Here is a 19,369-nt window from a genome sequence, read left to right as displayed (position 1 = left end):
ACACCTTTTAGTGGCTGAACACGCCTTGGGCACGAGGGGGCAATGCCCCCTTTGTTGGCAATGCCGGTGCTACGGCAGGGCTCGTGTTAGCGACGCTTCTTTGCCCGCAGGGTGGGGTCTTCTTGGGTCGGATCCTCGGGCCATGGGTGGCGGGGGTATTGCGCGCGCATGTCTTTGCGCACATCTGCATAGGATCCGGCCCAAAACCCGGGCAGGTCGCGGGTGATTTGGATCGGGCGCTGGGCTGGGGAGAGCAGGGTGATCTTCAAAGCGACGCCGCCGACGCTCGGGTGGCGGGTGACGCCAAACAATTCCTGTAGTCGCACCGATATTTCCGGAGCTTCCGCACTATAGGTGATCGGGATCTTACGCCCCAGCGGGGTGGTGAAACTGCCGGGCGCCTCGCGGTCCAGCAGTTGCGTCTGTTCCCAGGTGAGTGCGGCGCGCAGCGCTGGCAGCAAGTCGAACTGTTTCCAGGCCGCGGCGGATTTAACCCCGCCCAGCATTGGCAGCAGCCAGTCGTCCAATCGCGCCAGCAGGCCATCGGGCGAAAAATCCGGCAGGTCAAAACCATCGGCGCGCAGCAGTTCAACCCGCGCCGCCAGCCGCGCCGCGGCACCATCAAGACGCAGACCAAGATCGCGCACCCCGTCGAGCATGGCTGCGGCGATCTGATCCTCAGGCGCATCTTTCCACAGGCGCTGTTCCAGGGAGATGGCACCCAGGCACTCTTGCTGTTGTGCAACGACGCGGCGGTCGCGCTTGGACCAGTGGCAGTTGTCCTGCCAGGCGATCTGATCGGCAAAGAGTTCGCGGATTTCTACGAGACTAATCTGCGCGGCCATGCGCACACGGGCCTCGCGCGGGTTGCCGTCAGTGTCCAGCGCCACGATGAAGGGGGCCGCGGCCAGGGGATCACTGGGGTCCAGCAGCACGCCCTTGCCGCCCGAGAGCACATAGCGCGGCTGATCGCCTTTGCGGCGCTGACCAATGCGATCGGGGTAGGCCAGCGCGGCCATGGCGGCGGCAGAGAGAGGCCCTGTTCTCTTCTGGGCAGTGGCGCCCTGTTTTTGCAAACGGCGTGTTTCGCTGCGAATACGGTCCAGCACCGGATAGGAGAGCTGATAGGGGCGTTTGCGCTGAAAGCCCTTGGAATCTTTCAGGGCCTCCAGGCGCAGCGCCAGATCTGTTGGCGCGCCGCGCAGGGGATCACGTTCGGCCAGCAGCGCGGCCAGCTCGGCTGCTCTGGGACCGGCTGTCAGCAGCATATGGCCCAAACGCGGATGCAGTGGCAATCGGGCAAGCGCCTTGCCGTGAGCGGTCATCTGGCCGCGCCCGTCCAGGGCGCCCAGCATCTGCAGCAATTTGCGGGCCTCTGCCATGGTGCCGCTGGGCGGTGCGGTGAGAAAACCGAGATCCCCGGCCTCTGCCCCCCAGAGCGCCAGTTCCAGTGCCAGACCGGTGAGGTCGGCTGAGGCTATTTCCGGTGGCGGAAAAGCGGCCAGCGCCCCTTCTTCGCCTTTGGTCCAGAGCCGGTAAGCGGTGCCGGGGGCCACACGGCCGGCGCGGCCCTGACGCTGGGTGGCCTCGGCGCGGGTGACTTTTTCGGTGATTAACCGCGACATGCCAGAGCCAGGATCAAACCGGGCGCGCCGGGCCTGGCCCATGTCGACCACCACGCGGATATCCTGAATGGTGAGCGAGGTTTCGGCAATCGAGGTGGCGAGCACAATTTTGCGACCCGTGACGGCAGGGCGGATGGCGGCCTGCTGGTCCTTGAAGGGCAGGGCGCCAAACAGCGGCTGGATCAGGCAATCGCCGGGCAACCTCTTGTCCAGATTTTGCGCCGCGCGGCGGATTTCGCCTTCACCGGGCAGAAACACCAGAATGCCGCCGCCCATATGCGCGCCCTTGGTGGTGTCGCGGCTGTCCTTTTCCGCCTGCACCACCAGATCGCACAGAGCATCCAGCCGACGTGCCTGTGGCCCCAGTGGGCGCTCCAGCCAGCGGGTTTGCACCGGAAAGCTGCGCCCTTCGGAGGTGACAAGCGGTGCCTGCATCAGCGCCGCCACCGGGGCGGCGTCCAGGGTGGCGGACATGGCCAGCAGGATCAGATCATCACGCAGCGCCTCCGCCACCTCAAGGCACAGGGCCAGGCCAAGATCGGCGTTGAGGGAGCGTTCGTGGAATTCGTCAAAGATCACCGCACCGACGCCGGGCAGGTCGGGATCCGATTGCAGCATCCGGGTGAGAATGCCTTCGGTCACCACTTCGATGCGGGTCGCCTTGCTGGTCTTGGCCTCGCCACGGATCCGGTAGCCGACGGTTTGGCCCACCGCTTCGCCCAGAGTTTCCGCCATGCGCTCAGCCGCGGCGCGGGCAGCAAGACGGCGCGGTTCCAGCATCACGATGCGCTGGGTGGTCAGCCCGGCTGACAGCATGGCCAGTGGCACCTTGGTGGTTTTGCCCGCACCGGGGGGCGCTTGCAAGACGGCGCGTTTGCCCTGTTGCAGGGCTGTGATCAGCTCTGGCAGGGCGTCATCAATGGGCAGGCGTGGCATGGTGGCTTTTGTCATGGCCTGCTTATCGCCAAAGAGCGCGCCGGGGTCCAGCCTGCTGCATAATGCCCGCCCTGCGGCAGCTTCGCACTGGACAAGGGGTTCGGGCCTGCGTCAATTAGGGCGGAAATTTTGCGAGCTGTTCAATATTGGAGACCGGGCATGAAGACCGCCGAGCTGAGTGAGAAAATCCTAAGCGGGGATCGCCGGGCGCTGGCGCGGGCCATCACTCTGGTCGAAAGCGGCCGCGATGATCACCGGGTGGCCGCAACCGAGCTGTTGGACCTCCTGGCGAAATCCGGGCGGCAAGCGCTGCGCATTGGTCTGTCAGGTACGCCCGGGGTGGGGAAATCCACCTTTATCGAGAGCTTTGGCATGATGTTGGTGGCCCAGGGGCAGCGGGTGGCGGTGCTGGCGGTGGATCCGAGCTCTGCCCGTACGGGGGGGTCCATTCTGGGCGACAAAACCCGGATGGAACAGCTGAGCCGCCAGAAGGCCGCCTTTATCCGGCCCTCGCCGAGCCAGACCAATCTTGGCGGGGTGGCGCGGCGCACCCGCGAGGCGGTGGCCCTGTGCGAGGCGGCTGGATTTGATGTGGTTCTGATTGAGACCGTAGGCGTTGGCCAATCTGAAACCGTGGTAGCGCAGATGTCGGATCTGTTCCTGTTGCTGCTGGCACCTGCGGGGGGCGATGAATTGCAGGGGGTCAAGCGGGGGATCATGGAAATGGCGGATATCATTCTGGTCAACAAGGCCGATGGGGATCTGAAATCCGCCGCCATGCGCACCTGTGCCGATTACTCTGGCGCGTTACGGCTGCTGCGTAAACGCCCGCAGGACCCCGAAGGCTACCCAAAGGCGCAGACCGTTTCGGCGCTGCAAGAGGCCGGGTTGGACAGCGCCTGGGCTGATATGAAAACCCTGGTGGAATGGCGCCAGGACAAGGGCCATTGGAGCGGCACGCGCGCCGAGCAGGCGCGCTACTGGTTTGCTGAGGATGTGCGCCAGGCCCTGTTGGCGCGGCTCAAGACCCCCTGGGCGCAGGGCCGCATGACAGAATTGTCGGATCAGGTGGCGCAGGGGGCGGTGTCGCCAACGGCCGCAGCACAGGAGATGCTGAAAGGGCTTGGCGTCGCAGGCTAGGTGGCAACAGGTGCAGCCGAAGACAGGCATTGGCCAAATGGGGATGGCCAAGTGGGCAAGACAGGCATATAGATCCGTTGAAAATCACAGGTTGGAGCGGGCCTGAGCCATTTCATTGGTGCAGGGCCATAAAACCCCAGCATATGGCTTGACCCTTGGGGCGATTCCTCCTAAACGCATCCAACCAGTTTTCGGGCGTTGGCTCTTGGCCGCGCCCTTTGAGATTTGCAGACGATTCGGGGGAATCCTCGGGTGCTGCCCCAGATACGAAGGATGAACCTATGTCGCGCCGTTGCGAACTGACCGGAAAAGGCCCGATGACTGGCAACAATGTCAGCCATGCTAAAAACAGAACTCGTCGTCGGTTTCTGCCAAACCTGAACGATGTGACCCTGCAGTCCGAGACTCTGGGTCGCGGCATCAAGCTGAAGATCTCAGCTGCTGCGCTGCGCACCGTTGACCACCGCGGTGGTCTGGATGCTTTCCTGGCAAAAGCCAAGGACGATGAGCTGTCCACAGGTGCCCTGAAAGTGAAAAAAGAGATCGCCAAGGCACAAGCCGCCGCAGCCTGATCTTTGATCACATGAGAATTTGCAGCGCCGTGCATCGAGAAGATGCGCGGCGTTTTGCCGTTCCGGGTTCAGGACATTTCACCTTGCGGCTCTGCTGCGGCAGAGGCATATCATTTGCCATGGCACGATTCCTGCGGATATCTCTGGCCTTGATGCTGGCCCTGGTGGTGACCCTGACGGGGCATGCCTCAGCCAGTGCGCAGGGTGCCCGTGATGCCAGTGGCCAGATGGTGATTTGTTCCGGAACGGGTCCGGTCACCATCTATGTCGATGAGGATGGTCAACCCACCAAGGCGCCGCATTTTTGTCCAGACTGTGTGATGCATCTGCTGGATGCCGTTGCGGGGCCGGATGCTGTGGTGCTGCCAGCCTATGGCGGGCAGGCCTTTGACCGCCTATTGGGCGCTGTGGGATCCAGCCCTGTGATGCGGCTTGCCGCGACAGCACGGGCGCCGCCGCGCTGCGGCTGATATAGCTGTCCCACGAAGAGTCTGACCGCCTGTGACCCTGCCTCGCTGACGGGTGGACGGGCTGCAAGATCTACCCAAAGAATTTCCCAACCTAGAAAGAAAGGAGACAGAAATGTCCCTGAAATCCGTATTGTTTGCGGCAGTTGCCGCTGTGTCACTTGCTGGGGCCGCCACTGCTGAAGGCGCCAAGATCATGGTGCATGATCAATATGCCCGCGTGTCGGCTAAAATGTCCACGAGCGGCGCGGCCTTCATGGAGATCATGAATATGGGCACCGAGGACGATCAACTGATCGACGCGCGCTCTGACATTGCCAAGCGTGTTGAGCTGCACACCCATATGGAAAGCGGCGATGGTGTGATGAAGATGGTGCATGTGGAGGAGGGGTTTGCGATCCCCGCCGAGGGCAGCCACATGTTGCAGCGTGGCGGAGATCACGTGATGTTCATGGGGCTGAACCAGTCGCTGGAACATGGCGACATGGTGCCTGTCACTCTGGTGTTCAAAAACGCTGGTGAGATCAGCATCGAGATCCCTGTTGATCTAGAGCGCAAGCCGGGCCAAGGCGGTCATATGAAGCACTCTAACTAACCGGCTGTTGTAACAAAGGGGGCGGGCGCGGCGTCAGGCTGCGCTGCAGCCCTCCTTCGCGCCCAAAGCCCGCCCTGTTGGCGGGCTTTTTGCCGTCCAGTCTCATAGGGGGAGGCGGGTTTCAGTGGGTCGCCTGCGGCGGCCGAGGTTACCCTAGGATTTCCGCGACCCAGCGGGGCAGGGTTTTGCTGGCCGGGCCGTAGCGACAGTCGTCGAACCGTGTGGCCATGGCCGAGGGTTCGAGATTGAACTCGAGCGTTCTCGCACCGATTGCTGCTGCGGCTTGGACAAAATTTGCAGCCGGGTAGACCTGCGCCGAGGTGCCAATCGATACAAAGAGATCGGCCTCCGCCAGATGGGTTTCGATGGTTTGCATGGCGTAGGGGATTTCTCCGAACCAGACCACATCGGGACGCGTGGTGGTGCCAGCGCAATGTGGGCAGCTGTCCTGTGGCTGCATCACCAGCTCCGCCTGCCAGCGGTGGCCACAGGCGGAGCAGAGCGCGCCTGACAGGGTGCCATGCATATGGATAACCCCTTGGCTGCCAGCCTTTTCATGCAGGTCATCAACGTTTTGGGTGATCACAACGACCTCGCCGGGATGTTGCACCGCCAGCTGCGCCAGCGCCTTATGACCGGCGTTGGGCTGTGCCTTGGCGGCCTGGGCCCGGCGGGCATTGTAGAATTCGTGCACCAGGATGGGGGCGCGGGCAAAGCCTTCGGGGGTGGCGACATCTTCAATCCGGTGCTGTGCCCACAGGCCGCCTTCGTCGCGAAAGGTGCCAAGGCCACTTTCTGCGGAGATCCCCGCTCCGGTCAGAATGACAATTTTATCGGACATCACTTGCATTTAGATGTAACCTTTACCTTGATAAATACCCCAGGAGGAGAGCTCATGCGCCAGCGTCCCACAAGGCTTGAGGCCAGTCAAAACCTGGATCAAGACTTCGGTCAAAATCCGAGAAAAATTCTGTTTGTCTGCCTGGGCAATATTTGCCGCTCGCCTGCCGCGCAAGGGGTGTTTCGTGCGCTTTGTTCCAGTGTCACATGTGACAGTGCGGGGACTTCCGACTACCACGTGGGCGCGCCGCCCTACGGGGCAATGCAGCAGGCCATGAAGCGGCGTGGCCTTGATGTTTCAGATCTGCGGGCGCGCCAGTTCAGCCCGTCGGATTTTAGCGATTTTGACCTGATCCTGGCGATGGACCAAAACAATCTGGACAACATCGAGGCCCTGCGCTCCGCTGGTAATCAGACCCCGGTTCAGCTGTTCACCCGTTTTGCGCCAGAGGCGGCAATGGATCATGTCCCGGACCCCTATTACACGCGGGATTTTGACGGCTGTCTGGACCTGATTGAACTGGCTGCAGCGGGGCTGGTGCGGGCTGTGGCGCAGGGTGAGGGGGAGCCGGGGCGGTGAAACGCCAGCTCAGCTCAACTCGTCTAGCACTTGAAAATCCTGCGCCAGCCAAGGCAGCTTGACGATGGCTGGATTTACCATCTGGCGCTTAATCAGGCCTTTGGTGGTTTGGGCAACGGTGCGGGGCAATTGGTCGGCCCAGTCCTTGCTGGCGAAGAGGGAAATCCGCCGCGCAGCCTTGCCAAAGGGCAGCGGCAAGGCGTCGATGTCATCATGGAACCGGGCCGCCCGCATATAGCCAAGTGGCGTTGTCACCGCCCAGCCAATATGGCGGGCCACCATGGCCATCAGCGCCAGGTGGGAGCCAACCTCAAAGCGGTTTTCAAAGGTTATGTCTTGCTGGCTGATCTGCGCCTCGATTTGTTGCGAGATCATCTGGTCAGCGGCATAGCGCAGAAACGGCAGCTGTTCGAGCTGGCCAATCGGCGCCTGTGGGTCGTGAATAAAACCCTTGGGGGTGACCAGAATAAACGGATCGCGCACCAGGGGGAACTCGATCAACCCCTGCTGTGGCTCGTCGGTGGTGGCGGTCACTGCCAGGTGGATCTCATCCGCCTCAATGGCGCGCAGGATGTCATGGCTGGAGGCGGTGATCATCTTGAAGCGGCACTCGGTGAGGCTTTCGGCAAGGGCGGTGGCCAGGCGTGGGGTCAGATCGTTGTCAAAGTCATCAATCAACCCGATGGAGAGCGCCGGCAGGTGGCTCAGATCCATCATCGACAACTCGCTCTGCGCCAGGCGCAGCTCGGACAGCACCGCCTGTGTGCGGGCCAGGAAATTGCGCCCGGCGGAGGTTGGCACCATGGGGCGGCGGCCGTGATCGACAAGATCCGTTCCCAGCGCCTTTTCAAGGTTTCGCAGTTGTTGGCTGACAGCAGGTTGGCTCAACCCTGTCACTTCGGCGGTCTGAGCAACGGATCCGGTCTTTGCCAGGGCCTCGAACACCTCGAGCCCCCTGAGGGTGACCCCTTTGATCAACATACCGTTACTCCAACAAAACTATTATCTCAGCGTAGTTTCCCCACCGCCTGCCGCAGGGTCAAGGGGGCTAATCTGGCTGCTGTTCCCCCTAACGCGGTGCAGGGCAGCGCAGGATCAGCCTAGCGGCGCCGTACCTGTGGGGGCATGGGGAGAGGCCGTTGCACAGGCGCAGCGATTTAGTTTTGTAAAATCTATTGCGTTGCGCAGCAGGGGCAAACAGCTGGTGGTTAACCGCAGATTTTGGCAGCGGTATCGCCAAAGAGCTTATAGCGCTGCCACAGCTGTTCATCGCGGTGGTTGCTGGACTGGCGCACCACCTGGGCCTGATGGGGATCGCCAAACCATCTAGAGACGGTTTTGCGCTCAGAGGAGGTCAGCTGTACATTGGCCACCTTCTGGATGCAGCGACACAGGGAGGGGCTGACGGCAGAGCGATCAGAACTGCGGCAGGCGCGTTCAATGGCACCAGCCTGGGCAGGCTGCACCAGAACCATCTGCGCGGTGAAGACTTGGGCGGCCAATACGGCACAAAGCCCCGCAGAGCGCAGGGAGGTGGGCAGCAATGTCATCAGATGTCCCTTGTGTTTTAGCCCCGGATCGCATGCCCGGATTTGAGCGAATATGGCGAAAGGCGCGACGAGATTCAATATTGGTTAAAAACCATTCAGAAATGCGCAGGTTTTTGCCGGGTTTTGTCTGATCAGGGAAGTGTGGCGAGGAATTTGGTTATTGCCTGGGCGGCGGCTTGGATTGTTTCGGGTTGAACGTAGTCCGCCACAACCAACCCGCCTGTGGCTGCCCCAATGGTTTTGGCGCCGGCCTTGATCGCCACGTCCAGTGTTGCACCACAGTAGGCTGCGATGCGCATTGCTATTTCGGAGAGCGATTTTGCAATGCGCTTGAGAATGGCAGGCGAGGGCGCGGGGGTGGCAATCTCTGCTTCTAAAGTGTCGAGATCATCCCAGAGCAGCAAAATATCCTTCTTGAAGGCCTTGGCGGGCAGGGCATCCAGCGGTGGCCCGCCATTGTCACCGATTAGCGGAGAGCTGGTGGCTTGTTTCAGAGCCGTGAGTTCTTCTTTGAGGCGCTTGACCTCTTGCTCCAACTCAAACTTCGCCTGAATGCGCTCGATTTCCTTGGCGACGTCTTCGGGACCTGCCTCCCAGATCTCATCCTTGATCAGGGCCACCTGCAATTGCAGGTCCCAATCCATGGGCGCGCCGGTGAGCATGCCGCGATACCAGTCGCGCCAAAACGTCCAAATGCCTGTCGGATCATGGAGCGCCGCAAATGTCTCCCACATGGTGAGCAGGTTTTCTGCGCCTTGTGGGCGGGGCCAAAGCGCCCCTGTGAAGATTTGATGAGGATCGCCGTTTTTTGCAGCTTTGGCATCTGAAAATACGGCGGCGTTGGCGGCGGCGTTGGCGGCGGCGGAGCGGGCGGCGGAGCGGGCGGAGCGGGCGGCGGAGGAGAGGGCGGCGGAGCGGGCGGCGGCTTCTATTCGCTTCATATCTGGGGTTGGGCAGGTGCTCGCAACCCCGGATATGAGCGTCGCCCGTAGTCCAGCTAAAAGCAATTCGGCGCCTGCGGTTTTGTTGATGATTTGATCGGATACTGCCATGAGCGTGGGCAGGCTGCGCAGGGATGCGCGGGCGGCGATGGCGCGGCTGATCCGCACATCCTGGGTTTGCAGCCAGGTTTCCAGCTGGTCTAAATCTACGATCTTGTCCACATCTGCCACGTTCAAATTCGCCTTTGACTGTCGATTTGGTGAAATAACTTCACCGCAGCATAGACGCGCGCTTGACCAAGACAAGAATCCAAATCATATGCCTGATCATGACTGATCTCGCCAAAATCCGCAATTTCTCCATTGTCGCCCATATCGACCATGGCAAATCCACCCTCGCTGACCGGCTCATCCAAGAGACGGGCACGGTGGAGGATCGTGATATGAAGGCGCAGCTGCTTGATAGTATGGATATCGAGCGCGAGCGTGGCATCACCATCAAGGCCAACACAGTACGGATTGATTACAAGGCGGATGACGGCGAGACCTATGTGCTCAACCTCATCGACACGCCGGGTCACGTGGATTTTGCCTATGAGGTCTCCCGCTCGATGCGCGCCGTTGAAGGCTCGCTTTTGGTGGTGGACAGTACCCAGGGCGTTGAGGCGCAGACCTTGGCCAATGTCTATCACGCCATGGAGGCCGACCACGAGATCGTGCCGGTGCTGAACAAGATCGACCTGCCGGCCTCGGATTGTGACCGGGTGGCGGAACAGATCGAAGATGTTATCGGCATCGAGGCCACTGGCGCTATTCAGGTTTCGGCCAAGACCGGGCAGGGCATCCATGAAACGCTGGAGGCCATCGTCAATGAGCTGCCCGCCCCAACCGGCACCCGCGATGCGCCGCTGAAGGCGATGCTGGTGGACAGCTGGTATGACGCCTATCTGGGCGTGATCGTTCTGGTGCGGATCATGGACGGGGTGCTGAAAAAGGGTGAGCGGATCAAGATGCTCTCCAATGGCTCCACCCACCATGTAGACCGGATCGGCGTGTTCCGCCCGGCAATGGCGGTGATTGACGAGTTGGGACCGGGCGAAATTGGCTTCCTGACGGCCTCGATCAAACAGGTGCGCGACACCCGTGTGGGCGATACCATTACCCATGAGAAAAAAGGCACCGACGATGCCTTGCCGGGCTTTAAGCCTGCGCAGCCGGTGGTGTTCTGTGGCCTGTTCCCGGTTGACAGCTCCGAGTTTGAAGACCTGCGCGATGCCATTGACAAGCTGGCGCTGAATGACGCCTCCTTTAGCTTTGAGATGGAAACCTCGGCGGCGCTGGGCTTTGGCTTCCGCTGTGGCTTCCTGGGCCTGTTGCACCTTGAGGTGATCCGCGACCGGGTGGAGCGCGAGTATGATATCGAGCTGATCACCACGGCGCCGTCGGTGGTCTATCATATCTATATGCGTGACGAGACCATGATCGAGCTGCACAACCCGGCTGATATGCCCGACCTGACCCATGTGGACCACCTGGAAGAGCCGCGCATCAAGGCGACCATTCTGGTGCCGGATGAGTATCTGGGCGATGTGCTGAAGCTGTGTCAGGACCGGCGTGGTATCCAGCTGGATCTGACCTATGCCGGCAGCCGTGCCATGGCCGTCTATGACCTGCCGCTCAACGAGGTGGTGTTTGATTTCTACGACAGGCTCAAGTCGGTGACCAAGGGCTATGCCTCCTTTGACTATCAGCTGACGGGCTATCAAACCGACAATCTGGTCAAGATGTCAGTGCTGGTGAACGACGAGCCAGTGGATGCGCTGTCGATGATGGTGCACCGTGACCGCGCTGAGGCCCGGGGCCGGGCCATGGTGGAAAAGCTGAAAGACCTGATCCCGCGCCATATGTTCAAGATCCCGATCCAGGCGGCCATTGGCGGCAAGGTAATCGCGCGCGAGACCCTGTCAGCGATGCGCAAGGACGTGACGGCCAAATGTTATGGCGGCGACGCAACCCGGAAGAAGAAACTGCTGGAGAAGCAGAAGAAGGGTAAGAAGAAGATGCGTCAGTTCGGCAAGGTCGACATCCCGCAAGAAGCGTTTATTTCAGCCCTGAAAATGGATAGCTGAGCACCAGCCTGAGCCTGCTCGGCAAACGCTTCGCCATGCCGTGGTATGGCTGAGGGCTTGGCTAAATAACTATAGGAATGGCTGGTCGTCAGACCGGGCAGCGCCTCCCCCTCCCCAAGGGAGGGCACCGACCTGCGCTTTGATGTCGAGCCACTCTGGGGCCGCAAGCCGTATTCCACTCTCATTTATCAGCCCCAAATTTGGGCGTGCGGATCACAGATCGCGCATTTGGGGGCTTCCTGGTGTCAAGCGCGCGCAACTCCCCAGATCCCGCGAGTGTTTTTGACATCGGTCAATGCCGTAACATTGGCCTTAGGTATAGTGGCCCAATGGCGCTGACTTGGGAGGTTTAGAGATGGATTTTGCAGCACGTAAGGACGCACTTGAAACACGCAGGTTGGCCTTGGCCGGGCATTTGCGCGAGGTCGAACATGCTTTGGATGCGCCGATGCCAAAAGACTGGGAGGATCGCTCGTCTGAGCGCCAGGGGGATGAGGTGCTGGAAGCGCTTGGTCTCAATGAGATGGACGAGCTGCGCCGGATTGATGCAGCGCTGGCGCGCTTGGTCGAGGGGACTTACGGCTATTGCCAGATCTGTGGCGATCAAATTGCGGAAAAACGTCTGGATTTGCTGCCTGCGACGCCCTTTTGCAGTGGCTGCGCCGCCTGAGGCAGGGGGGCTTTCGGGGGCGGCAAGAGTGCTGCGCGTTTGGTCGCGGCGCAGTTGCTCTGGGTGGCTTTTCATCCCGATGGGAAGGCGGTAAGGCAGGGGAGGCTTTTCTTTTGGAGATTTCCCCATGTCTTGTGATTTGTGCTCTGCCGAGGGTTCGACCCGGTTTTTTGCTGTTGTTGGTGGCCCCGAAGAGGCTGGCGTGCAGATCTGCGATACCTGTCAGACACAGATTGATGGCGAGCTGAATCCCGATCACTGGCGCTGTCTGGCCTCGTCAATGTGGTCACAGGAACCCGCAGTGCAGGTTCTGGCGACCCGGCTGCTGGCGCGGCTTTCGGAAAATGACTGGGCGCGGGATCTGGCCGATCAGCTGTGGCTGGATGAGGAAACGCGGGCCTGGGCCGACAATGAGAGCACCGGTGGCGGCCATGTTGACAGCAACGGCGCGGCGCTTGCGGCGGGTGACAATGTGGTCCTGATCAAGGATCTGCCGGTCAAGGGGGCGGGCTTTACCGCCAAGCGCGGCACGCCGGTGCGTGGCATTTCGCTGGTGCAGGACAATCCCGAACATATCGAGGGCCGGGTTGAAGGCCAGCGGATCGTTATTTTGACCAAGTTTGTGAAAAAGAAATAGGTGCTGCGGCAACATGGTTGGCAATTCGCCCTTAGGGTCACTATGGGCCGTTGCCGTATATGGAGCGATATGGCACAACTCCTGCAAACAGACTGAACAAAAGAGTTTAGCTTATGACTGACTTTGCCGAACGTCGCCGTATGATGGTTGACACCCAGGTTCGTCCTTCGGACGTGACCAAATACCCGATCATTGAGGCCCTGCTTTCTGTTGCGCGTGAGGATTTTGTCCCTGATGCACAGCGTGAAGGGGCCTATGCGGATCGAAATATGGACCTTGGGGGGCAGCGCACCCTGATTGAAGTCCGTACGCTGGCAAAGATGCTGGATGCGTTGGATATTCAGCGGGATGAGCTGGTATTGGATGTCGGCTGTGCTTTGGGCTACTCCACGGCCGTCGCGGCGCAAATGGCCGAGATGGTGATCGGTGTCGAAGAAGATGAGACCATGTCCGCCGATGCGCAGGCGCAGCTGTCCGAGGCTGGCGCCGACAATGCCATTGTGCACGTCGGCCCGCTGAAAGAAGGCGCCGCTGAACATGGCCCCTATGACGTCATCATGGTGCAGGGCGGCGTCGAAGAGCTGCCCGCCGCGCTGCTGCAGCAGCTCAAGGATGGCGGCCGTATTGCCGCGATCTTCATGCGCGGCTCGCTGGGCGAGGTAAAGGTTGGCTATAAACAGGGGGGGCAGATCTCCTGGCGCTTTGAATTTAATGCCGGCGCCGAGGTCATGCCTGGGTTTGAACGCGCCCCAGCCTTTTCTCTGTGAGGTCGGGGCAAAAAGATCAGCCTAAATGCGGGGCCATATTTTGAACCTGCACTGGCGGATCTGGCCTGTGACATCCTGTAATAGAAACGGGTTGGCAGTTTTTTGCCCGTGATGCCGTGCCCAGATCTACTGGCACTGCATGAGGTGAGGACAAAGAAGACGAACAGCCCATACAGCAGGTATGAGCTGAAGCATAACAAAACTCCCGCGGCTGGCGGCGCGGCAAACGAATAGGGCGACCGATGTTGAAGAAGAATTCGGCAAGTTTGTTAAAGACGTTTGTATTTGCAGGCTCTGTGGCGCTTGCTTTTGCGCTGCCAAAACCCGCGAGTGCGGACAATCTGTCCGACGCGCTGATTGGCGCTTATAAAAACAGCGGGTTGCTGGAGCAGAACCGGGCCTTGTTGCGGGTTCAGGATGAAAACGTCGCAGCCGCTGTTGCTGGCCTGCGTCCGATCGTCAATTGGACCATCAGAGCCAGCACGCAGAACACACATACTGTGAATGGCCAGTCGCCCTCTTCGAGTGTGGACCAGCTGACGACGGGCCTGGCTTTGGAACTGTTGCTCTATGATGGTGGGGCGACAAAGCTCAAGCAGCTTGCGGCGCAACAAACCGTTCTGGCGACCCGCCAAAGCTTGCTAAACGTCGAACAACAGGTGCTGTTTGGTGCAGTGCAGGCCTATGTAAACGTCCTTTTGCAACAAGAGACGGTGCGGCTGCAGGGCAACAACCTGCGCCTGTTGCAGGAAGAGCTAAAGGCTTCGCAGGATCGATTTGAAGTGGGGGAGGTGACCCGCACGGATGTTGCATTGGCGCAGAGCCGCCTGGCTTCTGCCCGCGCGACCCTGATCCAAAGTCGCGGCGATTTGCTGTCGGCGCAGGCCTCTTATGTGGAGGCGGTTGGTCACCCTATTGGCGCAACAGCAGGACAACCTCCCTTGCCCAAACGGGTTGCATCCCTTCAGGCAGCAGAATCCATTGCCGTGCGCAATCATCCCAATCTGCTGGGACAGCAGCATGCTGTTAAGGCAGCTGATTTCGCCACGGATGCGGCGCGAAAAGGTCTGGGGCCAAGTATCAAGCTGGGGGCGGAAATCTCTGCCACAAACAGCTTTAGCAATAGTTTTGAATCTGACAGCACTGGCGGCAGCATCACCTACAGCCAGCCGCTTTATGCTGGTGGTGCTCTGGCCTCATCGGTGCGGTCTGCCATGGCGAGCGCTGATGCGACGCGGGGCGTGTTGATTTCGACACAGCGTGCGGTGGCTCAGGATGTTGCCGAGGCCTATGTTACCTTAGAGGCTGCGACCGCCAGTCTGGTGTCGTCGAATGAGAGCGTACGGGCAGCACAGGTGGCCTTTGACGGTATCCGCGAAGAGGCCACATTGGGCGCGCGCACCACGCTGGACGTGTTGCAGGCGGAACAGGATCTGCTGAACGCGCTGACAGCGCGGGTGCAGGCACGGGCCAGCCAGGCCACGGCGGCCTATTCCTTGCTGCAAGCACAGGGGCTTTTGACGGCAGAACACCTGGGTCTTGCGGTCGAGATTTATGATCCGACCCTGTATTATAATCTGGTCAAAGAGGCGCCAGCGCAGCTCAGCCGTCAAAGCCGGGATTTGGACCGGGTGCTGCGGGCCTTGGGTAAAAACTAGGCCGGGCAAAAGGGCCTGTTTAGAAACCATCCCGTGTCGAAACTAAAAGTCTCTCTAAATGTTGTGCGATTGCGGCAGGAGAGCTACACTTGTCGCAAAGGCTAGAGTGGTTCAAATACAATGTCCGATCCTGTTACACAGGCTGAAATCGAAGATGTCCTGTCCTCAATCCGCCGTTTGGTGAGTGAGGATGGGCGCTCTGGGCCGCGCCCGGTGACTGGGCCAGCGGTGGGCAGCCAGCAGGACAACCTGTCGGCTTCCGCGCCGCAAGCGCCTGCAAAGCCAACATCGCGTCTGGTTCTGACACCTGCTTTGCGGGTGGCGGAGGATACCTGCGATGCAGCCGAGGCGGGTTCGGACCAGCCTGAGGCCGTCGATGTGTCGTCTGAGGCTGAGGTTGAGGCGTCATGGGGGATGGAGGCTGCCTATGACCTGCAGGGTGTCAGCCATTTGGATCTTGAGGTTGAGCCAGAATTAGACCCTGGCGAGGTTATTGCCTTTCGCTCCAATGACACCGTTGAGGTAGACGGGGATGCCGACCTGGCTGCCGATCAGTACAGCGCAACTGAGCAATCAGAGGCTGAGCCTGCGCAGGCTGCAGAGGGCACGGAACCGGCGGACGCTGCGCCATGGCGCGACCCTGAGGCGACGCTCTTTGGCAGCGTGGATAGCCCGCCCATGGACGCAGCCGAGGCGGAAATGCAGCTTTCTCCACAGATAAGCGAGACCGTTGCCGAGCAGGGCCAGAACGCAGATGACGCGCGCCTGGATCTGGATGAGGCCGAGGTGGCTGAGCCTGAAACTGATGAGCTGGATGGCAGCCAGCGGGTGTCTGCGGTGGTGCAAAAAATAGCCGAGCTGGAGGCCAAAGTGGCGCGCTCAACCGGGCAGTGGGAGCCAGATGGCGCTTCCAGTGATCCTTATGCCGGCACCAATATCGAAACGCTTGAGTGGCAGGATCACACGGAAGAAGTTGGGGCCGAGGCTGAGTTTGAAGCCGATCCGGCGCCGCAAACCGAGGATGAAACCGACGCCGGTTTCGACGCCGCAGCCCTGGCCGAAGAGGCTGTCACCCGCGCGACGATGGACGCCCTGGGGGACGATGCTGCGGAAGAAAGCTATCTCGATGAGGAGAGCCTGCGCGAGCTGGTTGCTGATATCGTGCGCAGTGAATTGCAGGGCGCCCTGGGCGAGAGAATCACCCGCAATGTGCGCAAGCTGGTGCGTCGTGAAATCCAGCGGGCCCTTGCCGCTCAGGATTTGATCTGACCGGACTTCGCCTGGCTGTTTCAAGCAGACCTGGAGTGCGGTCCAGTGGAAACTGGACCTGTGGACTCTGTTTGCTCCGCTCAGACCCCCGCTTTGTCTATGCGGTTGCCAAAACCAGTGGGTCCCTTCGCGCTTATGGGGCAGGCACCTCTGTCGCCAGTGAGAGCAGATGATCCAGATCCATATGCTGTTCTAGATGGTCCGCCAGGGCATCCAGCGTATCTTCGACACTGTCTTCATACTGGGTGGAGCTGTCATAGCCGAGCTGGGATAGGTAATGCGCCCGAAAACCATCGGCGCTGAACAACCCATGCAGATAAGAGCCCAGCACCCGCCCATCCGCAGAGGCGGCGCCCTCTACCCGGTCGGCGATCTGTAGCCAGCCCCGTGTGCAATCGGCCCCCGTGGTGCGTCCCATGTGAATTTCATAGCCCTGCACGGGCAAGCCACCCTGCAGGCTGCTGGCCTCGGTCAGGGTGACGCGTTTGTCGTCTGACATTACGGTGTGCACGTCCAGCAGGCCCAGGCCCGCCACCTTGCCCGGTGCGCCCTCAACCCCCAGGGGGTCGTCGATGGTTTTGCCCAGCATCTGATAGCCGCCGCACAGGCCCAGCACATGGCCGCCGCGCCGGTGGTGGGCCAGAATGTCGATATCCCAGCCCTGGGCGCGCAGATAGGCAAGGTCACCAATGGTGGATTTGCTGCCCGGGATCAGCACCAGATCCGCATCCCCTGGCAGGGCACGGCCCGGGGGCACGATCTCAACCGTGACCTCGGGTTCGGCGGCCAGCGGGTCAAGATCGTCAAAATTCGCCATGCGCTCCAGCTGCGGCACAACCACCTTGCAGGCTCCGCCCTGGCGCGAGGCGATATCCATCATGTCTTCGGCCGGCAGTTTCCAGGCCTCCCAAAACCACGGGATCACCCCCAGCGAGGGCCAGCCGGTGCGCCGGGCAATATCATCGCGCCCCGCATCAAACAGGCTGACATCGCCGCGAAAGCGGTTCACCGCAAAGCCGACAATGCGCTCTAGATCCGTTGGGTCAAGCACCGCCTGGGTGCCGACAATCTGGGCAATGACGCCGCCACGGTGGATGTCTCCGACCAGAACAACAGGCGCCTGCACGGCGCAGGCAAAGCCCATATTGGCGATATCGCCCCGGCGCAGGTTGGTTTCAGCTGGTGAGCCTGCGCCTTCGATCAGTACCAGATCAACGCCCGCCGCCAGACGGTGATAGCTGTCCAGCGCCGCTTCCAGCAGCCCGGACTTATCGCGCATAAAGGAGCCCGCAGACTGGGTGCCGCGCCGCTTGCCCTGCACGATGAGCTGAGCCCCGGTGTCGGTTTCGGGTTTCAGGAGCACCGGGTTCATGTCCACATGGGGCGCCAGCCCGGCGGCCCGCGCCTGCAGCGCCTGGGCGCGGCCAATTTCGCCGCCCTCTGGGGTGACGGCGGCATTGTTGGACATGTTCTGGGATTTGAATGGCGCCACTGTGAGGCCCCGGCGCACAAAGGCCCGCGCCAGCCCCGCCACAAGGAGAGATTTCCCGACATTACTGCCGGTGCCCTGGATCATCAGTGCGCGTGCCGTCATGGCGTTCTCCTCGTGCGGTCTGGTCTTTGCTGTCTGATTGCCGATTGAGCCAGCAAGGAAAAGGGTTTTTTGATCAATCTCGTAAATTGCGCGGGCAAGCGCGGGGAAAACCGCCTTTGGGTGGAGGATCTGCGACAGGTTGCCTTTGACCAGTTGCCTGTGACGGGATGGGGCGCAAAAGAAAAACGCGCCCCCCAGGACGCGCTTTTCTATAGATCTGTGATCATTTGTTCGGCCTTTTGGGCCTTGGTCGGCTTCAGGCGGCTTCGGCCTGAGCAGCGTTGCGCCGTTCGCTTTCTTCGCGCGACAGGGCAACAGAGGTGCGCACACCCCGACCAACAAAATCCATCAACCCACCGACAACCCGCTCATTGGGGTCAATGCCAGCACAGCTGAGCACTTCGCGACCATCGCGCGAGCGCGCCCAGCGGGCGATCTGTTCGGGGCCGTTGCCGTATTTTTTATCATCGGCAATGGCATCATCCAAGGCAGCCAATACAACAGCGGCAAAGAGCTTGCGTGCTCGGTTGCCCTGTTCATTATTGTATGCAGTGCCGTCAACGAAATCTCGCATCCCGTTTCCTTTATTGTTCTTGCTATTGCAATTCTCGGCGTGGCGTTCCTTATGACGGAACTGTGACGATTCGAATAGCCTGTATATGCATAGCTTTCATGCAAAAATCGCATAGCTTTTCTGGCGTAACTACGAGATATCGTTGTCTTGCCAGTTGTGACCACGACAGATATAGGGACGCTTAATATATCATCAACCTTCCCAGATGGATTTTTCAGATGCCCAAGATCAATGGTAACGAGATCCGCCCCGGCAATGTTCTGGAGCACAACGGTGGTCTTTGGGCCGCAGTCAAGGTCGATCACGTAAAGCCCGGTAAAGGCGGCGCCTTTGCCCAAGTCGAGCTGCGCAACCTGCGCAATGGCTCGAAACTGAACGAACGTTTCCGCAGCGCCGACAAGGTTGAGCGCGTGCGTTTGGAGCAAAAAGACCAGCAGTTTCTCTATGAGAGCGACGGCATGCTGGTGTTCATGGATACCGAAACCTACGAACAGATCGAATTGTCCGCCGAGCTGCTGGGCGATCGTCGTCCTTTCTTGCAGGACGGCATGACAATTGTGATGGAATTCTACGAAGAAGAAGCCCTGAATGCGACATTGCCACAAAAAGTGACCTGCAAAATTGTCGAGACCGAGCCGGTGGTAAAGGGGCAGACTGCTGCCAACTCCTTTAAGCCTGCGGTGCTAGAGAATGGGGTCAAGGTCATGGTACCACCGTTTGTTGGCCAGGACGAAATGATCGTGGTCAATACCGAAACCATGGAATACGCCGAACGCGCCTGATCGAAGGTGTCGTCGACGCATTTGACCCTCGCAAACCGGACTG

At 60.3% G+C, this 19,369-nt stretch carries 19 protein-coding genes; 12 read left to right on the top strand and 7 right to left on the bottom strand.

Annotation, left to right across the window (positions count from 1 at the left end; translation table 11 throughout):
- Positions 1 to 86 precede the first annotated feature (86 nt).
- Positions 87 to 2,561, bottom strand: a complete 2,475-nt coding sequence (gene hrpB / locus QZ268_RS01020; protein WP_295447003.1) for an ATP-dependent helicase HrpB — start codon at positions 2,559 to 2,561, stop codon at positions 87 to 89.
- A gap of 159 nt (positions 2,562 to 2,720) precedes the next feature.
- Here hrpB and meaB point away from each other — a divergent pair, with 159 nt between their 5' ends.
- The 4 genes from meaB to QZ268_RS01000 all read left to right on the top strand — a co-directional run bounded on the left by meaB (position 2,721) and on the right by QZ268_RS01000 (position 5,335).
- Complete coding sequence (gene meaB / locus QZ268_RS01015; protein WP_295446879.1) at positions 2,721 to 3,701, top strand: methylmalonyl Co-A mutase-associated GTPase MeaB; 981 nt, start codon at positions 2,721 to 2,723, stop codon at positions 3,699 to 3,701.
- 281 nt (positions 3,702 to 3,982) lie between these two features.
- The gene (rpmB, locus tag QZ268_RS01010; RefSeq protein WP_295446876.1) at positions 3,983 to 4,273 is read left to right on the top strand and encodes a 50S ribosomal protein L28; all 291 of its coding nucleotides are present in this window, start codon (positions 3,983 to 3,985) and stop codon (positions 4,271 to 4,273) included.
- A 119-nt stretch (positions 4,274 to 4,392) separates the two neighbouring features.
- Positions 4,393 to 4,743 (top strand): hypothetical protein, encoded by a 351-nt coding sequence (locus QZ268_RS01005; RefSeq protein WP_295446874.1) that lies wholly within the window; start codon positions 4,393 to 4,395, stop codon positions 4,741 to 4,743.
- Between the two features lie 112 nt (positions 4,744 to 4,855).
- Complete coding sequence (locus QZ268_RS01000; RefSeq protein WP_295446872.1) at positions 4,856 to 5,335, top strand: copper chaperone PCu(A)C; 480 nt, start codon at positions 4,856 to 4,858, stop codon at positions 5,333 to 5,335.
- 148 nt (positions 5,336 to 5,483) lie between these two features.
- Here the strand turns inward: QZ268_RS01000 and QZ268_RS00995 are convergent, their stop codons facing one another.
- Positions 5,484 to 6,185 (bottom strand): NAD-dependent deacylase, encoded by a 702-nt coding sequence (locus QZ268_RS00995; RefSeq protein WP_295446870.1) that lies wholly within the window; start codon positions 6,183 to 6,185, stop codon positions 5,484 to 5,486.
- Positions 6,186 to 6,230: 45 nt separating this feature from the next.
- Between QZ268_RS00995 and QZ268_RS00990 the strand changes: the two genes are divergently transcribed.
- A complete protein-coding gene (locus QZ268_RS00990; protein WP_295446868.1) occupies positions 6,231 to 6,755 on the top strand; it encodes a low molecular weight protein-tyrosine-phosphatase in 525 nt (174 codons plus the stop codon).
- Positions 6,756 to 6,764: 9 nt separating this feature from the next.
- Here QZ268_RS00990 and QZ268_RS00985 read toward each other — a convergent pair whose 3' ends face one another.
- From QZ268_RS00985 to QZ268_RS00975, 3 genes are all read right to left on the bottom strand, one after another.
- Positions 6,765 to 7,736 carry a LysR family transcriptional regulator gene (locus QZ268_RS00985; RefSeq protein WP_295446866.1) on the bottom strand — a complete coding sequence of 324 codons (972 nt, stop codon included), beginning with the start codon at positions 7,734 to 7,736 and terminating at the stop codon, positions 6,765 to 6,767.
- A gap of 227 nt (positions 7,737 to 7,963) precedes the next feature.
- Complete coding sequence (locus QZ268_RS00980; protein WP_295446864.1) at positions 7,964 to 8,305, bottom strand: hypothetical protein; 342 nt, start codon at positions 8,303 to 8,305, stop codon at positions 7,964 to 7,966.
- A gap of 131 nt (positions 8,306 to 8,436) precedes the next feature.
- A complete protein-coding gene (locus tag QZ268_RS00975) occupies positions 8,437 to 9,477 on the bottom strand; it encodes a hypothetical protein (protein ID WP_295446862.1) in 1,041 nt (346 codons plus the stop codon).
- A 98-nt stretch (positions 9,478 to 9,575) separates the two neighbouring features.
- Here QZ268_RS00975 and lepA point away from each other — a divergent pair, with 98 nt between their 5' ends.
- The 6 genes from lepA to QZ268_RS00945 all read left to right on the top strand — a co-directional run bounded on the left by lepA (position 9,576) and on the right by QZ268_RS00945 (position 16,376).
- Positions 9,576 to 11,375, top strand: coding sequence for a translation elongation factor 4 (lepA, locus tag QZ268_RS00970; protein WP_295446860.1), 1,800 nt, complete (start codon positions 9,576 to 9,578; stop codon positions 11,373 to 11,375).
- 355 nt (positions 11,376 to 11,730) lie between these two features.
- Positions 11,731 to 12,045 carry a TraR/DksA family transcriptional regulator gene (locus QZ268_RS00965; protein WP_295446858.1) on the top strand — a complete coding sequence of 105 codons (315 nt, stop codon included), beginning with the start codon at positions 11,731 to 11,733 and terminating at the stop codon, positions 12,043 to 12,045.
- A gap of 127 nt (positions 12,046 to 12,172) precedes the next feature.
- Positions 12,173 to 12,682 (top strand): alkylphosphonate utilization protein, encoded by a 510-nt coding sequence (locus tag QZ268_RS00960; RefSeq protein WP_295446856.1) that lies wholly within the window; start codon positions 12,173 to 12,175, stop codon positions 12,680 to 12,682.
- A 113-nt stretch (positions 12,683 to 12,795) separates the two neighbouring features.
- Positions 12,796 to 13,449 carry a protein-L-isoaspartate O-methyltransferase gene (locus QZ268_RS00955; protein ID WP_295446854.1) on the top strand — a complete coding sequence of 218 codons (654 nt, stop codon included), beginning with the start codon at positions 12,796 to 12,798 and terminating at the stop codon, positions 13,447 to 13,449.
- Between the two features lie 242 nt (positions 13,450 to 13,691).
- Positions 13,692 to 15,107, top strand: a complete 1,416-nt coding sequence (locus QZ268_RS00950) for a TolC family outer membrane protein (RefSeq protein WP_295446852.1) — start codon at positions 13,692 to 13,694, stop codon at positions 15,105 to 15,107.
- Positions 15,108 to 15,227: 120 nt separating this feature from the next.
- A complete protein-coding gene (locus QZ268_RS00945) occupies positions 15,228 to 16,376 on the top strand; it encodes a hypothetical protein (RefSeq protein WP_295446850.1) in 1,149 nt (382 codons plus the stop codon).
- A 133-nt stretch (positions 16,377 to 16,509) separates the two neighbouring features.
- Here the strand turns inward: QZ268_RS00945 and QZ268_RS00940 are convergent, their stop codons facing one another.
- Both QZ268_RS00940 and QZ268_RS00935 read right to left on the bottom strand, forming a co-directional pair.
- The gene (locus tag QZ268_RS00940; protein ID WP_295446848.1) at positions 16,510 to 17,970 is read right to left on the bottom strand and encodes a cobyric acid synthase; all 1,461 of its coding nucleotides are present in this window, start codon (positions 17,968 to 17,970) and stop codon (positions 16,510 to 16,512) included.
- A 256-nt stretch (positions 17,971 to 18,226) separates the two neighbouring features.
- Positions 18,227 to 18,544, bottom strand: coding sequence for a DUF6280 family protein (locus tag QZ268_RS00935; RefSeq protein WP_009811619.1), 318 nt, complete (start codon positions 18,542 to 18,544; stop codon positions 18,227 to 18,229).
- 218 nt (positions 18,545 to 18,762) lie between these two features.
- Here QZ268_RS00935 and efp point away from each other — a divergent pair, with 218 nt between their 5' ends.
- Entirely contained in the window at positions 18,763 to 19,326 is a 564-nt protein-coding gene (efp, locus tag QZ268_RS00930; protein ID WP_295446844.1) for an elongation factor P, read from the top strand.
- Positions 19,327 to 19,369 lie beyond the last annotated feature (43 nt).

Source organism: uncultured Pseudophaeobacter sp., from assembly GCA_905479575.1.
Classification (GTDB): domain Bacteria; phylum Pseudomonadota; class Alphaproteobacteria; order Rhodobacterales; family Rhodobacteraceae; genus Pseudophaeobacter.
Note: the sequence above shows the minus strand (reverse complement) of the source record. Positions and strands in the feature narration are given on the sequence as shown.

Bases quoted from the DNA above. Each gene is read 5' to 3' on its own strand.
- hrpB (WP_295447003.1), bottom strand. From the start codon at position 2,561: ATGCCACGCCTGCCCATTGATGACGCCCTGCCAGAGCTGATCACAGCC.
- meaB (WP_295446879.1), top strand. From the start codon at position 2,721: ATGAAGACCGCCGAGCTGAGTGAGAAAATCCTAAGCGGGGATCGCCGG.
- rpmB (WP_295446876.1), top strand. From the start codon at position 3,983: ATGTCGCGCCGTTGCGAACTGACCGGAAAAGGCCCGATGACTGGCAAC.
- QZ268_RS01005 (WP_295446874.1), top strand. From the start codon at position 4,393: ATGGCACGATTCCTGCGGATATCTCTGGCCTTGATGCTGGCCCTGGTG.
- QZ268_RS01000 (WP_295446872.1), top strand. From the start codon at position 4,856: ATGTCCCTGAAATCCGTATTGTTTGCGGCAGTTGCCGCTGTGTCACTT.
- QZ268_RS00995 (WP_295446870.1), bottom strand. From the start codon at position 6,185: ATGCAAGTGATGTCCGATAAAATTGTCATTCTGACCGGAGCGGGGATC.
- QZ268_RS00990 (WP_295446868.1), top strand. From the start codon at position 6,231: ATGCGCCAGCGTCCCACAAGGCTTGAGGCCAGTCAAAACCTGGATCAA.
- QZ268_RS00985 (WP_295446866.1), bottom strand. From the start codon at position 7,736: ATGTTGATCAAAGGGGTCACCCTCAGGGGGCTCGAGGTGTTCGAGGCC.
- QZ268_RS00980 (WP_295446864.1), bottom strand. From the start codon at position 8,305: ATGACATTGCTGCCCACCTCCCTGCGCTCTGCGGGGCTTTGTGCCGTA.
- lepA (WP_295446860.1), top strand. From the start codon at position 9,576: ATGACTGATCTCGCCAAAATCCGCAATTTCTCCATTGTCGCCCATATC.
- QZ268_RS00965 (WP_295446858.1), top strand. From the start codon at position 11,731: ATGGATTTTGCAGCACGTAAGGACGCACTTGAAACACGCAGGTTGGCC.
- QZ268_RS00960 (WP_295446856.1), top strand. From the start codon at position 12,173: ATGTCTTGTGATTTGTGCTCTGCCGAGGGTTCGACCCGGTTTTTTGCT.
- QZ268_RS00955 (WP_295446854.1), top strand. From the start codon at position 12,796: ATGACTGACTTTGCCGAACGTCGCCGTATGATGGTTGACACCCAGGTT.
- QZ268_RS00950 (WP_295446852.1), top strand. From the start codon at position 13,692: ATGTTGAAGAAGAATTCGGCAAGTTTGTTAAAGACGTTTGTATTTGCA.
- QZ268_RS00945 (WP_295446850.1), top strand. From the start codon at position 15,228: ATGTCCGATCCTGTTACACAGGCTGAAATCGAAGATGTCCTGTCCTCA.
- QZ268_RS00940 (WP_295446848.1), bottom strand. From the start codon at position 17,970: ATGACGGCACGCGCACTGATGATCCAGGGCACCGGCAGTAATGTCGGG.
- QZ268_RS00935 (WP_009811619.1), bottom strand. From the start codon at position 18,544: ATGCGAGATTTCGTTGACGGCACTGCATACAATAATGAACAGGGCAAC.
- efp (WP_295446844.1), top strand. From the start codon at position 18,763: ATGCCCAAGATCAATGGTAACGAGATCCGCCCCGGCAATGTTCTGGAG.